14 protein-coding genes are annotated in these 15,221 nt (G+C 58.6%); 10 read left to right on the top strand and 4 right to left on the bottom strand.

Annotation, left to right across the window (positions count from 1 at the left end; all coding sequences use genetic code 11):
• Nucleotides 1-12: 12 nt before the first annotated feature.
• Entirely contained in the window at nucleotides 13-930 is a 918-nt protein-coding gene (gene guaA, locus A4E33_RS02945; protein WP_292346288.1) for a glutamine-hydrolyzing GMP synthase, read from the bottom strand.
• Nucleotides 931-966: 36 nt separating this feature from the next.
• A complete protein-coding gene (locus tag A4E33_RS02940) occupies nucleotides 967-2,547 on the bottom strand; it encodes a CTP synthase (RefSeq protein ID WP_292346187.1) in 1,581 nt (526 codons plus the stop codon).
• Between the two features lie 172 nt (nucleotides 2,548-2,719).
• Between A4E33_RS02940 and A4E33_RS02935 the strand changes: the two genes are divergently transcribed.
• The gene (locus A4E33_RS02935; protein WP_292346186.1) at nucleotides 2,720-3,499 is read left to right on the top strand and encodes a tetratricopeptide repeat protein; all 780 of its coding nucleotides are present in this window, start codon (nucleotides 2,720-2,722) and stop codon (nucleotides 3,497-3,499) included.
• A gap of 235 nt (nucleotides 3,500-3,734) precedes the next feature.
• Here A4E33_RS02935 and A4E33_RS02930 read toward each other — a convergent pair whose 3' ends face one another.
• A complete protein-coding gene (locus A4E33_RS02930) occupies nucleotides 3,735-4,283 on the bottom strand; it encodes a PaaI family thioesterase (protein WP_363053675.1) in 549 nt (182 codons plus the stop codon).
• 14 nt (nucleotides 4,284-4,297) lie between these two features.
• Here A4E33_RS02930 and A4E33_RS02925 point away from each other — a divergent pair, with 14 nt between their 5' ends.
• The 6 genes from A4E33_RS02925 to A4E33_RS02900 all read left to right on the top strand — a co-directional run bounded on the left by A4E33_RS02925 (nucleotide 4,298) and on the right by A4E33_RS02900 (nucleotide 10,147).
• Nucleotides 4,298-4,531: a hypothetical protein gene (locus tag A4E33_RS02925; RefSeq protein ID WP_292346185.1), complete on the top strand. Its 234-nt coding sequence runs from the start codon at nucleotides 4,298-4,300 to the stop codon at nucleotides 4,529-4,531.
• A gap of 133 nt (nucleotides 4,532-4,664) precedes the next feature.
• Nucleotides 4,665-5,372, top strand: a complete 708-nt coding sequence (locus A4E33_RS02920) for a dolichyl-phosphate beta-glucosyltransferase (protein ID WP_292346184.1) — start codon at nucleotides 4,665-4,667, stop codon at nucleotides 5,370-5,372.
• The gene (locus A4E33_RS02915) at nucleotides 5,369-7,177 is read left to right on the top strand and encodes a lipopolysaccharide assembly protein LapB (protein ID WP_292346183.1); all 1,809 of its coding nucleotides are present in this window, start codon (nucleotides 5,369-5,371) and stop codon (nucleotides 7,175-7,177) included. Before A4E33_RS02920 ends, A4E33_RS02915 begins: the two co-directional genes overlap by 4 nt.
• Complete coding sequence (brxD, locus tag A4E33_RS02910; protein ID WP_292346182.1) at nucleotides 7,158-8,459, top strand: BREX system ATP-binding protein BrxD; 1,302 nt, start codon at nucleotides 7,158-7,160, stop codon at nucleotides 8,457-8,459. Before A4E33_RS02915 ends, brxD begins: the two co-directional genes overlap by 20 nt.
• A gap of 46 nt (nucleotides 8,460-8,505) precedes the next feature.
• A complete protein-coding gene (locus A4E33_RS02905; RefSeq protein WP_292346181.1) occupies nucleotides 8,506-9,033 on the top strand; it encodes a hypothetical protein in 528 nt (175 codons plus the stop codon).
• Between the two features lie 322 nt (nucleotides 9,034-9,355).
• Complete coding sequence (locus A4E33_RS02900; RefSeq protein WP_292346180.1) at nucleotides 9,356-10,147, top strand: hypothetical protein; 792 nt, start codon at nucleotides 9,356-9,358, stop codon at nucleotides 10,145-10,147.
• 9 nt (nucleotides 10,148-10,156) lie between these two features.
• Here the strand turns inward: A4E33_RS02900 and hisD are convergent, their stop codons facing one another.
• Nucleotides 10,157-11,401: a histidinol dehydrogenase gene (hisD, locus tag A4E33_RS02895; protein ID WP_292346179.1), complete on the bottom strand. Its 1,245-nt coding sequence runs from the start codon at nucleotides 11,399-11,401 to the stop codon at nucleotides 10,157-10,159.
• Between the two features lie 235 nt (nucleotides 11,402-11,636).
• Here hisD and A4E33_RS02890 point away from each other — a divergent pair, with 235 nt between their 5' ends.
• From A4E33_RS02890 to A4E33_RS02880, 3 genes are all read left to right on the top strand, one after another.
• The gene (locus A4E33_RS02890; protein WP_292346178.1) at nucleotides 11,637-12,671 is read left to right on the top strand and encodes a hypothetical protein; all 1,035 of its coding nucleotides are present in this window, start codon (nucleotides 11,637-11,639) and stop codon (nucleotides 12,669-12,671) included.
• 42 nt (nucleotides 12,672-12,713) lie between these two features.
• Entirely contained in the window at nucleotides 12,714-13,103 is a 390-nt protein-coding gene (locus A4E33_RS02885; protein ID WP_292346177.1) for a YkgJ family cysteine cluster protein, read from the top strand.
• A gap of 67 nt (nucleotides 13,104-13,170) precedes the next feature.
• Entirely contained in the window at nucleotides 13,171-15,219 is a 2,049-nt protein-coding gene (locus tag A4E33_RS02880; protein ID WP_292346176.1) for a hypothetical protein, read from the top strand.
• Nucleotides 15,220-15,221 lie beyond the last annotated feature (2 nt).

The following is a 15,221-nucleotide window of genomic DNA, read 5'->3' as shown; positions in this document are numbered from 1 at the left end:
GTAGTTTTCCGGTTATTCATATTCGATCGTTGCCGGCGGTTTCGCCGTGATATCGTAGACAACCCGGGCAACGCTCGGGATGTCTGCAGTGATTCTCGACCCGATTCTGGTCAGGTGCGCGAAGGGGATGTCGATGGGGTCGGCGGTCATGGCATCCCGCGAGTTCACGGCTCTCACGGCAACGATCCAGCCATGGATGCGGTTGTCGCCCTTGACACCCGTCCCGAGCCCGAGAAGCGCCGCGAAACACTGCCACGGCCGGTATTTCTCGACGATCTCGTCCTCGACAATCCAGTTCGCTTCCCGGACAACCGCGACCTTCTCCTTTGTTACCTCGCCGAGCACCCTGACGGCAAGGCCGGGACCCGGAAACGGCATCCGGTGCTGGATCTCCTTCGGAAGCCCGAGCGCACCCGCAACGTCCCGCACTTCATCCTTGTACAGGTCCCGGATCGGCTCGATCACCTTCGAAAACTCCATGTGGAGCGGCATGCCGCCGACGTTGTGGTGGCTTTTTATCCCGCCCTCGCTCTCGATCCGGTCGGGGTAGATGGTTCCCTGCAGCAGGCATTTCGCCCCGTTCTTCTTTGCCTCCCGCTCGAAGACACGGATGAATCGTTCACCGATCGCTTTCCTTTTCGCTTCGGGATCAACAATGCCCTTCAGGGATCCGAGGAACTCGTCCTCCGCATGCACAACGTCAAGGCGGATATCCGAAAAGATGGTGCGGATCCTCTCGGTCTCGCCTTTCCGCATCAGGCCGGTATCGATATAGATCGGGATCAGGTTGTCGCCGACAGCCCGTGCTGCAAGCGCAGCGCAGACCGAGCTGTCGACCCCCCCTGAAAGGGCCATGACAACCTTCTCGTTTCCTGCCGCTGTTTTTATCTCGTCTATTGCTTTTTCAATGAATTTTTTCGTATTGACCATGGTATTCTCCAATCGTCTGATCCTGTCGTTCGTTTCTTATTTTGTCCGCTTGTTCGCCCTGCACGCCTCAACAAAACCGAGATACGGCGGCGACGGTTTCGTGGGCCGGGACTTGAACTCCGGGTGGAACTGGGTGGCAAAGAAGAACGGGTGATCCGTCAGCTCGAGGCACTCCATTCTGTTCCGGTTCGTTGCCGAGAAGACGAGTCCGGCCTTCTCCAGCCTCTCGATGTGGACCGGGTTCACTTCATACCGGTGCCGGTGGCGCTCGACAATTTGTTTCGTCCCGTAGAGTTTGTTCGCGAGCGTTCCCTCCCGGATGTCTGCCGTGTAGTTCCCGAGGCGCATCGTGCCGCCGAGCTGGTTGAGGCCTTCCTGCTCGGGGAGGAGCGCTATCACATGCGTACCTTCGCCGAACTCCTCACTCGTGGCGTCCGTAATTCCTGCCTTGTGCCGGGCAAATTCAATGGTCGCCAGCTGGAACCCGAGGCAGAGACCAAGGAAGGGGACCTTGTTTTCGCGGGCGAACTTAATCGCTTCGATCTTCCCCTCGATCCCCCGCTTGCCGAAGCCGCCCGGTATGAGGATCCCGTCGTAATCCTTGAGGGAACACCGCTCGTAGCGCTCCGCATCGAGCCACGCGATCTTGACCTCCGTCGAGAGCGCCCGGCCCGCGTGCTTGAGGGACTCCTTGATACTGATGTACACGTCCTCGATGCCGTACTTGCTCACGATGGCAACCGTCACCCGGTTCGTGTATTCCCTGTTGACGATCCGGTACCACGTCGTGTCGGCCTCTTTTTTGTCAAGGCCGAGATGGGCGGAGAGCACGTCTGCGATCCCTTCCTTCTCCATCTCCATCGGGACAGCGTACGTATCCGGTGCCGTGGCCGCCGAGATGACCGCGCTCTGCGGGAGATCGCAGAACGCGGAGATCTTCCGTTTTGTACCGGCACCGATGGGGTTTGGGCTCCGGCCGACGATGATATCCGCGTGGAGTCCCAGCTCCCGCAGTGCCTTGACCGAGTGCTGCGTGGGCTTGGTCTTCATGTCACCCATTGTGTCCTGCGGGATCAGGGTGACATGGATCAGGACGTAGTCGTGCGGGGGGAGCTCGCCACGCATCTGCCGGATGGCCTCGAGGAACGGCATGCTCTCGATGTCGCCCACGGTACCGCCGACCTCGACAAGGCAGATATCGGCCCGGGTCCCGTCCGGGAACTCCTCCTCGGCGGCCTGCCGGATGCAGGTCTTGATCTGGTCGGTGATGTGGGGGATGATCTGGACGGTTTCGCCAAGGAAATCCCCGCGGCGTTCCTTCTGGATGACCGTGCGGTACACCTTTCCGGTCGTGATGTTGTGGGAGGCCGTCAGCTCGATGTCAAGGAAGCGCTCGTAGTTCCCGAGGTCAAGGTCGACCTCGCTTCCGTCCTTGAGCACGAACACTTCGCCGTGCTGGGCGGGGTTCATGGTGCCGGCATCGATGTTCAGGTAAGGGTCGATCTTGACAGCGGTAACCCGGTAACCGCGGTTTTTCAGGATCCGTCCTACTGACGCAGCGGTGATGCCTTTCCCAAGGCCGCTCATCACGCCGCCGGTAACAATGATGTACTTCACTGGAGATCTCCCCGTTGGTCTATATCTTGCTCACAATCCCTATTAGTTGTATCTTAACGTCGGAACCGGGAGACCGGCCGGATCCGGCTGTCCCGTTTACCCACCAGGCCGGAAATGCCGGATAACCCCCGGATAAGGAATCTTAATGTGACCGGCCGGGAAACGATATACCATGAATTTCAGGCGATATCGCATACTTCCGGTTATCCTTCTCCTTGCCGTCCTCCTCGTTCAACCGGTCCTGTCAGAAGCAAACGTGACAGAATTCATTACCGGCAAAAACGTGACCAGCGTCACGAACCAGACAGCAGATCTTGAACAGGATGTGGCAACGAAATATTTCAATTACGCACAGCGCCAGCTTGCCGGGTGCGGCGATACCTGCGATTATCCCGGTATAATTTCCCTGTATGACCGGGCCCTTTCTGAGAACCTCACGATGCTGAAAAAAACAGACGGTCTCCAGTACCTCTACCAGGGAAAAACCTACGCCCTGATCCAGATGAAGAATTTTACCGGAGCAGTTACAACTGCTGAAGCCGGTCTTGCCGTGTATCCAAAGGATCCCATGCTCTGGAACAACAAGGGCTGGGCCCTCGAGCAGCTCGGGAGGAAACAGGATGCCCTGGCAGCGTACGACAAGGCAGTATCCTTCGACGGGAATTACACCAACGCCCTTATCAACCAGGGAAATCTCCTGGCCGGGATGGGAAAATACAAGGAAGCATCAGCAGCGTTCATCCGGGCAAATGAGACCGATCCTTTCAATGTTGCTGCCGCTGACGGCCTCGATGTGGCACGGAAAGGTGAGGCAGACTCATCCCGGACCATGAGCATCCTCATGGGAATCATCCTTGTTGCGGTTATCGGCATTGTCATCTGGTATGTGAAATTCAGGAAACCGGCCGAACCGGAGCCTCAGGGAAAGAAAAAGAAAGCCGGAAAGAGATAATCTTTTTTCTCTGCAGAGATTTTCAGATCCACGCTCTCGGGGGCTCCTCCCACGCCGCTGTGGCAACCCCCTCATTGCGATCATCACTCAGAAGGTTTTCCATAACCCATGAGAAAAGAAAATTATTCACTATCGCAATGCGCCCCCGCCCCAAAGGGGTGCTGAGGGCCGTCAGGGCTGGCGCAAGGGGGGCATTATTTCCTAAAAAACAGGATTTCTCCGGCGCACATTTTTTTTACTTCATCGCGGTCACGGCAAACGATGCCGTTGTCCGCGACAGCAGGGTTTTTTCGCCGTCATCTGCGGTTACCTCTGCTTCCATGAATGCGACCCGGCGTCCCTTCTTGATGACACGTGCTTCCGCACGGATCGTCCCGTCCCGTACGCCCCTGATGAAACTGGTGGATTCGGCGATCGTGGCAATCCCCTCGTTCGTGCCGAGGAGGGGGTAGAGTGCCAGGGCCATCGCCTCATCCGCGAGGGCGACAAGCATGCCCCCCTGCAGCCACCCGACACCATTATGCAGTTCAGGCCTGACCACCAGGGAAAGGACCGCTTTGCCCGGTTCTGCCCTGACGATATCGATTCCCGTGAAACAGAAGAACGGGTTGGCCTTCCGGCCGTCTCTTTTGATCCGTTCGGAATATGACATGCTGTACCAGAGATTGCCACGGGAAACGATTAAGGTTGCTTTGACATACGCCAGCGCCGGCACGGGAGCACGGGTATCGGCCGGCGTACAGATCCGCGTCTCCCTGTTCCGCACCCTTAATATCACCGGCACGAGACCTTTCCTGCATGCAGCAGGACAACGAGATCAAAGAGATGCTTGCCGACCTCATCTGGCTTGATGCCCTCATCGCGACCGAGCTCATCCAGGTGACGGAGAACACCTCCGCTATCCTCCGGAAAAGCCCCCCGCCCGAAAGCTGCCTTGCCGAGCACAAAGCCCTCCGCAGCACGGCGCTTGCCATTGCCGAGAAGTACCGGCCCGGGACCATGCTCGCACGGCATCTCGGCCAGCACCAGTAACGTTATTGGGATTCTTTACCAAAACGTACAGGACAGACCACGATTCGGATCATGTGATCCCGGAACAATGCTCTGGCATGTCAGGTCCCTGGATACCAGGTCGCACGACACCAGCCTTTCACCCGTAACTCTCATGAACGCACCTCCAGATATCCCCCGCAGCCTCGTCATACCGGCCTATAACGAGGAGAACCGCATCCGGAATTTCTTTGAGTCCATCGGCCGCTTCGATGGCGAACTGATTGTAGTCTGCGACGGGACCGACGGGACGGCCCGTGTTGTCGATGAGATTGCCCGCAGGAGAACGGACCTCACGATCCGGTGTCTCACCTTCAACCACCGCCTCGGGAAAGGTGGGGGAGTTCTTGCCGGGCTGTCTGCCGCACGGGCACCACTGGTGGGGTTCTGCGACGCCGACGGCTCGACGACAATGCCCGAGATGCTGCGGCTCTTCTCCTGCCTTGAAGGATACGACGCAGCCATCGGTTCACGCTGGGTGGACGGCTCGACCCTCACGGTCAGGCAGGGGCTCCTGCGGCGCGTCGAAAGCAGGAGTTTCAATCTCCTGATCCGGTGCCTGTTCGGGTTGCAGTTTCACGATACCCAGTGCGGGGCAAAGGTGTTCCGGAAAACAGCGATCGATGCGATCCTGCCGGCGATGGTATCGCGGGGATTCGAGTTCGATGTCGAGCTCCTGTGGCGCCTGCGCCGGGCCGGGTTCAGCGTGGCCGAGATTCCTATCGAATGGCAGAACAGGAGCGATTCCCGGGTGAAAAAGCGGGACATGATGAGGATGGTTGCCGGCCTGTTCCGGGTCAGGCTGGGTTTTTCAGGGTCATGACTGCACCTCAACAGAACGATCCGAAAAAAGAGGCATTCCGGCTTTTCGAGGAGGGAAAGTACCAGGAGTCGCTTGCAATCTGCACAGCGCTGCCGGTTGCGGACCGCGATGCCGCTGTCGAAGTACTCATCGCATCCAACCTTTTCTACACGGGAAAGACCAGCGATGCCGAGGCCAGTTTCCGCGACCTCCTCCAGAAGATGCCGGACTCCTCGTATGTCCACAGTTATCTCGGGAAGATCCTCGAAGCGCAGGGGGACGAGGCGGCAATAACCGAGTACGCGACCGCGGTCCACCTCGATCCCACGAACCAGGACGCCCTGCGAAGCTACGCGGAATACCTCATCCTCCAGAGGGACTACCGGGGAGCGCTGCCGGTCCTCCGGCGCCTTGTCCATCTGGCGAGAAAACCCTCCGATATCCGGCACCTGATGCGGGCGTTCATCGAGATCGGGGACGCGGAGGAAGCCCTCGCTCTCCATACCGGATCGGGCGGGGAGAGCGACAGGCACCACGAGTACCTCGATGCCCTGGCAGGGACGAACGACTTCAAAAAAGCTGCCGAAGCAGCTGGCCGGATTTACCGGGAGACAAAGGACCCTGCCATTCTCCGCAAGTATCTCGGTTACCTGTCCCGGTACGACCTTCCTGCATCGCTGGATGCCTATGCCATCCATTCCCGCACAGCGCCGGAGAACGACATCCTGCTCGATTATATCATGCTTCTGAAATCCACCGGCGATTATACCCGGGCACTTGCCACGACAGAGGATCTCCTCTCCCGCTCCCAAGAACCGGTGATCCGGCTTGTGCGGGCCGACCTCCTGGCAGCGCTGGGCCGGCACGATGAGGCCCTCGCTTCGTACGAAGAGCTGGTCCGCGACGAGATGGCATCGAAGAGCGACCTCGGGATGCTCGGCCTTGTCATCGGGAGATACCGCACGTACCTTACGAAGAGACTGCCTGCCGATGCTGCTACCGTGCGGTTCCTTTCACATGTGTCCCATGATGTCAATGTTGCGGGCCTCCTGGAAACCGCGAGGCTGTATGAGGACCAGAACAACGAGACCGAGGCCCGCGCATGGTATTACCGGGCATACCGGACCGATTACCTTGCCGGCGGCCCGGCATATGCCCGGTTCCTCTCGGCCCGCGGTGAGGACCGAGAATGCGAGAAGGTGATGCTGTATATCCTCTCCAATGTAAAGAAAGGGGAGGACCTCGTCCATGTGGCATCGGTCATCCTTGACGAGCTCGGGGGGATGTTCCGGCTGAAACGCCTCATGGACATGCTGGTGAAAAAACTGGAGGAACGGCGATCCGCCCTCGACAGCCGCGGGCTCGAGCTGCTTGCAATGGCTTTTTTCATCACCGCGTCCAATGCTCTGGAAGAGACGGATTACCCGGGCTGCAAGTATTACTGCCTCTGCGGCATGGATGTCATACCGGCGCATACCACGGTTATCCATGCCGCTGACTTCCTCCGGCTCATCAGCGTGTGCAAAGAGAAGTCCGTAGCCGACCGGCCGGTCATGAACGTCCCGCGGACGCACCGGAAACCTGCCGCCCCGCAGCCGCCCGTGACAGACCAGCTCGGTCTCGACGACCAGGAGCAGAAGATCGTGCTCTTTCTCCGCTCACACCGGAAAGCAACCGAGATGGAACTCCGCACCCTGCTTGGCACCCGCAGGGCTGCAGGGATCGTAAACCGGCTTGTGCAGAAGGCGGCAAAGAAAGATATGACCCTGATCGTGAAGAAAGGGGTCGGGGAGGATGGTGAGATCTATGAATACGCCGGAACCTGAACCGATCAGCCGTGAACGGCTTGAAAGCATCAATATCATCAATGCCCTGCGCCGTGGGACTGTCCCGGCGGGAGGCCTTGAGCGCATCGCGGTCGGGCTCGATATCGAGGAAGGGGTCATCGCAAAGCAGCTGGACTATGTTGCGCAGGGTGGCGGGGATACCAAGTTCATCCGCGGGGAGTACGGGAGCGGCAAGACCTTCCTCGTTGCACGCGCCCTCGAGATCGCCCGCGGCAAGGGTTTTGTCACGGCACAGGTCGTGATATCGCCCCAGGCGCCGCTCCATAAGATCCGGGGAATCTACCAGCAGATCGCTGCCAGCCTCCGTACGAAGGAGGAGGAGCGTGCCCTCAAGACCATCATCGATACCTGGCTCTTTTCCATCGAGGAACGCCTCATGTCGGTCGGCAGCAGCGGCACCGATGACACGCTGCTCCAGTCTGCCACCGAGCGCGAGATCGAGGCCTCCCTCTCCTCCATAAGCGAGGTGAACACCGCTCTCGCTGCCGCGCTGCGGACCTATTACCGGGCAAACAATGCCGGGGATTTTGCACTGGCCCAGGCCGCTCTCGGCTGGATCGCCGCAGAACCCAACATCGGCCGGGAGTTCAAGGCAAAGGCCGGGATCCGTGGCGATATCGACGATGCAGTGGCATTCACGTTTCTCCGGGGGCTTGTCACCGTCATCCACGGGGCCGGGTACCAGGGGCTCGCGGTTGCTGTTGACGAGATGGAGACAACGCAGGGCCTCCAGCGAAGCCAGCGGGAGAAGGGGTACCAGACGCTGGTCACCATCATCGATGCGCTCGACCGGGGGGAGATGCCCCGCTGCTACTTCCTCTTCACGGGCACACCGTCACTGTTCGACGGGTCCCGCGGCATCCGATCCCTCCCGCAGCTCCATGACCGCATCAGCGTCGTGCAGGACGACACGTTCCGGAACCCCCGCCAGCCCCAGATCGTTCTTGCGAAGTTCGATACCGCAAAGCTCGAGCAGGTAGCTCTTAAAGTTCTCGACGTATATGCAAAGGCCTATTCCGAACCGGACCGCGAGCGCGTCTCGCACCGGTTCATCCGCGCAATGATCAAAAAGATCACCTCACGTTTTGGGGGACGGATTGATATCATCCCCCGCATCTTCCTCAAGGAATTCGTCGACATCCTCGACAAGTGTGAACTGTATGAGGAGTATGACCCGTCGCAGGCATACGATTTCGATACAGAGCACCTCCAGGGCGAGCTGAAGAAAGAAGAGGAGGCGGTGATGGTTGTCAGGTTCTGATTGGGGATCGGCAACCTTTTTTGCAGGATGGGGACAACCTACGCATATGCGGCGGGTGTGGTTTCTTCTCCTTCTGTCAGCGGTGCTGACCCTCAATGTACCGGTCGCGGGGCAGCAGGGGCTGACCATCAGCGCCACACCGGAAAATCCCCACATCGGTGATACCGTCACGCTGTCGGGAACGGTGACCGGGATCAATACCATCGCCGTTTATCTTTTCGTGACCGGCCCCGGTCTCGACCCCCGCGGGGCAACACTCGACAACCTGAATATCGCCACCGGTCACGGGCTTTTTACTACGGCACCCGTCAACATGGAGAACGGCACCTGGTCCTATTCCTGGGATACCTCGGTTATCCTCGGAACCCTGAAACCCGGGCACTACACCATTCACGTTGTGGCATCCCCGTTCAAGCAGGTCCAGACCGGCGAAAAGGACTCTGCCACGGTTGATATCAACTTCCGCCCTTCACAGGTCCCCCGGTCCGAAGCACCGCTCGATCCCCTGCTGCCGGTCGTGGCTGTCGCCACCGGAATTATCTTGTTCGTTGCAGCGGCACACCGGCGCCGGTAGGAGCCCCGTCCGATAGAGCCGGGAGGGAGAACTGTTTTTCATGATTAACATAAATCCCGTTTTGGGAGATGGTGCCCCCTCTTGCGCCACCAGTCCCCCGCAGGGGAACGGGGCGCATTGCGATAGTGAGTAATGACTGTTCCTCAGAAATTCATGAAAACCTTCTGAGTGACTATCACAATGCGGGGGTTGCCACAGCGGCGGGGGCAGAGCGTAAGAGGAGCCCCCAAGAGCGTGGATCTATTTATTACAACAGACCCTTTTTTCCTCAAATCAGAATAATTTGCATAATTTGATAAGACAAGACATTATTTTTATATATATGGACTGGATCGAACTGGGGATCGGTGCTTTCCTTGGGGGTGTCGTCTCCATTATCATCGACCACTTTTTTATCTCCGAGAACACGGAGAGGAGGATCGAGTATGAGATCGAAAGCACAAACCTGATCACGGAAAAAGTCTCAAAGGATCTCTCACCGTCGCCTTCCCTGAGGATCCAGTTCGGGACCGAGCGTGAATCCGAAGACGTCCAGGTCCTGACATCATCGGTTATCAGGATCCAGAACACCGGCTATACGGTCATCGAGAACAGCAATATCTCCCCCGACGACCCTATCAGGATCCATGCGCGGGACGATACGAAGATCTACCAGACCAAGGTGCTTGCAACCCGGGGTTCTGCAAACAACTTTCTCGTAACGCCCCGGTATTCGAAATACATCGATGTCGGCTTTTCGTTCATCAATCCCATGGACGGTATCAGGATTCAGGTCTTTCATTCCGGAAAGGACGGGAATGCTCTTGAGATACGGGGTACTATCATCGGCGGTCCGAAGATTCGCGAGAAATCCCACTGGAAACGGGACCTTAAGAAGATCCTTATCGTCCCTGCAATCGCATCGATGATCCTCGCCCTGATCGTCTTCTTCCTCGTTCCCTGGACGGTCCAGAACGTTCTCGGCACGCCGGTCCAGCTCGGCATCCTGAACCTCGCGGTCCTCTTCCTCATCGTTTTCCTGGCACTGACCTTTGCCATCATCTATGTCGAAAAGATCTATGATTATATCATGCCGAAGATCCTGGAAAGGGTCTTTAACGATAAAGAGTGGTAATGAAAAAAATCAGAGTTCCCTTCTGACCCGAACCGAGCGGGCGTGGGCGTGCAGCCCTTCTGCTGTTGCAATGGTCTCGACAACATCGCCGATGGTCTCGAGGCCGCCACGGTCGATGATCTCGACCGATGCGGTCTTGCAGAAGTGCTGCACATCGAGACCGGAGTACATCTTCGAGTATCCTGCCGTCGGGAGGCAGTGATTGGTCCCGACAGCATAGTCCCCGCAGGCAACCGCAGAATACCTGCCGACAAAGATAGCCCCGGCGTTCTTCACCTTTGTGACAACCGCAAGCGGATCGGCAACCTGGATCGAGAGGTGCTCGGGTGCAACGACATCGGATGCGGCTATCGCCTCATCCATATCGGCAACGACCGCGTAGCCGGAGTTCTTCAGCGCCTCGCTGATGATCTCCTTCCGGGGAGCTGAATCAAGTTCGCGCTCAATCTCCTTCCCGACCTTTGCGGGGAGTTTTTTGTCGGTGGTGATAAGGATACAGGCCGCATTGGGATCGTGCTCGGCCTGGGCAAGGATGTCGGCGGCAACGATGCGGGGATCGGCCGTGCTGTCGGCAATGATCCCTATTTCGCTGGGGCCCGCAGGGAAGTCGATCTCCGCCTTCTCACGGAGCATCATCTTGGCAAGGGTTACGTACACGTTCCCGGGACCGACGATCTTCTGGACCGGGCGGATAGATTCGGTCCCGAGCGCCATTGCTGCAACTGCCTGGGCTCCACCGGCATTGTAGATCTCGGTGACGCCCGCGATATCGAGTGCAACGAGGGTGAGCGGTTTGATGGGCGGCGGTGAGCAGGCGCAGATCTCCTTCACCCCGGCAACCTTTGCGGGCACGGCACACATGAGGGCAGACGACGGGTAGGCAGCACGGCCTCCGGGGACATAAATGCCGACGCGGGCCAGGGCAGTGGTCTTGATCCCCAGCACGATACCGGGCTCCATTTCCTGCAGCCAGAGGTCACGCGGCTTCTGGAGCTCGTGGAAGCGTTCGATACGGGCATGGGCTTCGACAAGGCTCTCGACAACTTCGACATCCACCTTTTCATAGGCCGCCTCGCGTTCTTCCTCCGGAACCGCGATGCTGTCGAGAGTGCAGTACTTTTTTGCCATGTCGCGGAGCGCGGCATCGCCCTCGTTCTGCACCCGCGCGATGATATCAGTAACGGTCGAGCGTGCGTCCTCAAGGCTCGTCTTCCGGGCGCCCAGCCACGCCTCGATCCCGACTTCCTTCCACATAGTGCGAATATCTCTTACCGGAAAGGTTGTTAATGTTTCTGCTTACGAGAGGTCCGTCATGACCCCCACGGGGTGAATCCCGAAGGGCGCACGATACGGGAGATGACCGGCTGTTCTTCGAAAAGTCCCGCACCGCGTTATCTGAATGCTTCGGTACAAGCCAATGATACCGGCACAGCCACCCATAAGGGATATTGCCATAAAGAACGCAACAGAAAAATAAAGAGATGGTACCATGGGCAGTCCCTACCTGAGCAGTAACGAATCGATCGTCCTCTCAACGAATAACGTGGTTGTCAATTCCGTGCCGGCCGAGGCGATCCTGACCAACGAGCGCCTGATGCTCATCGACACGAGGCATGCGGAGCTCCGCCCCCAGGACATCCCGTTCCACGCGATCGAGACGGTTACCATCAGCGAGGATTCCGCCGGGGATCCGGTAGTCTCCCTCTCGCTCGTGACCGCACCCGGCGTCACGGTATCCATCGGCATCACCTTCCCCCAGCAGCCAAGGATGAAGCGCTTTGCAGAACGGGATGAATGGGCGAACCGGATCCGCGAACTGAGCATCGTCACGATACGGGCCGGCGGTTCAAAGCCTGTAGAGATCCTCCCGCCATGGGTTCCCGGTCCGCTGCCTGAAACCGGGGACGGGAAAACCTCAGCAGCTGCCCCGGGATCTGATGAGACGGAATCGAAGTTCCGCAACCCGCCGCTGATGCCGCGAAGACCGCACGAGCCGGAAAAACCAAAGAACCGTATGGCGATTACAGCGGTCGTGGCAATTATCGTCATTATCGCGCTTGCTGCCGTTGTGTACGTCCTTGTCCCGTCACTCTTCGGAAACGGGGGTTCCCCGCTGCAGCCTGCAACACCTGCGCCGACAGAAGCCCAGACTATTGCACCGACACCGGTTCCCACGACAGAAATACCTGTCACGACATTGACACCTGCCGTGTCCAGCGCCCCTGTCTCCCCTGCCGTGCTCACTCCCCCGGATACCGGTGTCTATCTCCGGGTTACCTACGACGGGAAATACAACGGCACTGCCGGGGCTGCGGGGAGGTTCCGTGACATCGCCGATTCCGGCACTCATCTCTACCAGCTCTCGGTCAGGGATATGATGGTAAGGGCAACGATACAGAAACAGGATGCAGGGGGGGGCAAACTGACGGTCGATATGTTTTCAGACGGGAAACTGGTGAAAAGCGCGTCGACCAGCGCCCCGAAAGGGATCGTGGATTTCAACGTTGACCTGCGGACCCTATGAGTGAGATCCTTTTTTCATAACCAGAACGAAGAGGACTGACCTGTGACCCAGGACTGCCGGCAGTGCGGGAAATGCTGCGAGAAATGGGGTTGGGACCAGAAAGGAATTCCTGAAGACCTTGAACCATGGATTGCAGATAACCGGCTGGATATCCTTTCCCACGTCCTTGTCCGTTTTACGGATGGCGGATACAGGATCGCTGCCGGGCTTACAACAAGCGATCTTCCCCGCATTGACCGCATTTTCTACTGGGTTGACCCGGACGGGAAAAAACGCTCCTCGTGCCCGTTCTTCGAGCGGCGCGATGACGGGAAAGTGTACTGCAGGATCCATGATACCAAGCCTGCAGTCTGTGTCGGGTTTGCACCGTGGGCTGCGATCTGGCACGACTATGGGCTGAACTGCCCGGCCTGCCGCGATACGACGCCATGAACGCTCCTGATGTACCTAAAAAGCATATCACGTCAGACAACGAAACAGCTAAAGAACAGGGGAGAAGATGGGAAGTCCGTACCTGAACAGCGGCGAAACCATTGTCCTGACGACAAACCGTGTCGTGGCCGAAGGTGTCTCCTATGACGTCATGCTGACCAGTGAACGGCTGTTCCTCATCGACAACCGGATGGCCCGGCTGGAACCCCGCATTATCCCCCTCTCAGCCATCCTTGCCGTGCAGGGCGGGAAGACCCCTGCCCAGGAACCGGTCATCACGATTGTCTTCCGTGAAAAACGGGAAGGGGAGAGAGTCCCGCCACTCAACCTCCTCTTTTCCCAGATGCCGAACGAGAACCGGAAACCTGAACGCGATGACTGGGTGCGGGGACTGATCCGTCTCAGTATCCATGTGCAGGAGAAGGAACGGGAACCGGAAAAGCCTGTTGTACCGCAGGTGCCGCAGGAGGCCGGACTGCGCCCCATGGCAAGGCACGGTGTTGCTCCCGACATGGTACGACCGCTCTCGAATATTGCGGATCACACGCAACCAGTTCCCGTCATGGTTATTCCTGAAGATATCCCGGGGAGCGGGGAAATTCCGCACCCGGCTGAGGCTGATAAGCAGCAGAATATCACAGACTCCGCACACGGCGAAATCCCGGAAGTTCCGGCAACGTACTTTTCTCCGGTACGGGGCAGGCCGCTGCCCCCACCTCCCCCTCACACAAAGGTAATCATCCCCCAGATTATTGAAGAGTTATTGCCGGAGAAGGTAAAACCCGAACAGATCCCGCCGGAAACGCCGGAACCTGCCCCGGCAGGGGTCATTGACCAGGAAGCCCTGTTCCGTACAATCCCTGCATCGGTCCGGCCGGTAACCGTTACCGAAGAGCGGGCACCTGTTCCCGCCGCTGCTGAAGAGATCGCCCCGGAACCGGATTCCGGTTCGACCGGACTGGATACCGGTGCTCCTGAGCCGGTTCCCGAACCATATCCCAATGAAGAGAAGGAACTGCCTGAGATCCTCAAAGCCCTGTATACCGGGCCCAGGGAACCGGTAACAAAGAGAGAGGAGATCGCATCCAATATCCCTGAGCCGGATACGGAAGAAGAGAGGGGCGGAGAGGAGGTATCCGTTTCACAGATGCCTGAGCGAAAAACAGAAGATGAGAGTGCCAGACAAGATGTATCCATTTCACAGGTACCTGAACCGGTGACAGGAGAAGGAGGGGAGGGAGAGGAGGTATCCGCCCAACGGATACGCGAACCGGTGGCGGCTGATACCGGGACGGAACCGGTTGCAGAGGACATCAGGCCGGAGCAGGAACCGGTTCACCGGTGGTCGGAACTGTTTGCCCCGGGAACGGAATCCGCCGCGGTGACTGCGGAGCCAATTCCGGGAACTGCCGAACCTTCCGACGACCACCTGAATGCAGCGGGAAGAGAACCGGCAGTGCCGGAAGCATCCCCGGTGCGTTCGACACCCGCAGAACCTCCGGTCGCTCCCAGAACGGAAGAGGTGCAGACAACAGAACCGGAAGCTGCCGTGAACGTTCCCGTCCGGCACCCGGTCCCGCCTGCCCGCGAGATCCGATCCATCAAAACGACGCTCGCGTATGCCGGTGTCCTGCTCATGGTCGTCGCGCTGGTTGCTGCAGGTGCGTTCCTGTTGCCCCGGCAGGGACAGGGACCTGCAGATGCCCCGGGAACGGTGCCGGTAACCACGCTTTCTCCGGTACCAGGGACACCGGCGACAATTCTCCCTCAGACAACCATGACCGTTCTTCCCGTTTCCAGCCGGTCTCCGGTCATTGTACCGCAGGAGGGTGTCTGGGTCCGGCTTACCTCCACTTCGGAGTATTACGGGAACGTCGGGAACACCGGCATGATGAGGCAGGTCTCCGGGTCGGGTGATACGATCCACCCGATCTTCTGGCCTGACCATCCTGTACTCGTCTCGGTCCAGAAAAAAGACAATACCGGGGCAGTGCTCACCGCGACGGTATACCGCAACGGCACTGCCATTGGTACGCGTTCGGTGAACTCCCCGATGGGCACGGTTGAGATCCTCATCGACCCGGTTACAGCCCGTGCCCCGGGCCTGTCACCCTGAGA

Source organism: Methanoregula sp. PtaB.Bin085 (assembly GCF_002067035.1).
Taxonomy (GTDB): Archaea; Halobacteriota; Methanomicrobia; order Methanomicrobiales; family Methanospirillaceae; genus Methanoregula.
This window is presented reverse-complemented; position numbering and strand designations above follow the sequence as displayed.

What these genes read in the sequence shown, in the direction of transcription:
- guaA (WP_292346288.1), bottom strand. Translation starts at nt 930, where the DNA reads ATGGTCAATACGAAAAAATTCATTGAAAAAGCAATAGACGAGATAAAA.
- A4E33_RS02935 (WP_292346186.1), top strand. Translation starts at nt 2,720, where the DNA reads ATGAATTTCAGGCGATATCGCATACTTCCGGTTATCCTTCTCCTTGCC.
- A4E33_RS02925 (WP_292346185.1), top strand. Translation starts at nt 4,298, where the DNA reads ATGCAGCAGGACAACGAGATCAAAGAGATGCTTGCCGACCTCATCTGG.
- A4E33_RS02920 (WP_292346184.1), top strand. Translation starts at nt 4,665, where the DNA reads ATGAACGCACCTCCAGATATCCCCCGCAGCCTCGTCATACCGGCCTAT.
- A4E33_RS02915 (WP_292346183.1), top strand. Translation starts at nt 5,369, where the DNA reads ATGACTGCACCTCAACAGAACGATCCGAAAAAAGAGGCATTCCGGCTT.
- brxD (WP_292346182.1), top strand. Translation starts at nt 7,158, where the DNA reads ATGAATACGCCGGAACCTGAACCGATCAGCCGTGAACGGCTTGAAAGC.
- A4E33_RS02905 (WP_292346181.1), top strand. Translation starts at nt 8,506, where the DNA reads ATGCGGCGGGTGTGGTTTCTTCTCCTTCTGTCAGCGGTGCTGACCCTC.
- A4E33_RS02900 (WP_292346180.1), top strand. Translation starts at nt 9,356, where the DNA reads ATGGACTGGATCGAACTGGGGATCGGTGCTTTCCTTGGGGGTGTCGTC.
- hisD (WP_292346179.1), bottom strand. Translation starts at nt 11,401, where the DNA reads ATGTGGAAGGAAGTCGGGATCGAGGCGTGGCTGGGCGCCCGGAAGACG.
- A4E33_RS02890 (WP_292346178.1), top strand. Translation starts at nt 11,637, where the DNA reads ATGGGCAGTCCCTACCTGAGCAGTAACGAATCGATCGTCCTCTCAACG.
- A4E33_RS02880 (WP_292346176.1), top strand. Translation starts at nt 13,171, where the DNA reads ATGGGAAGTCCGTACCTGAACAGCGGCGAAACCATTGTCCTGACGACA.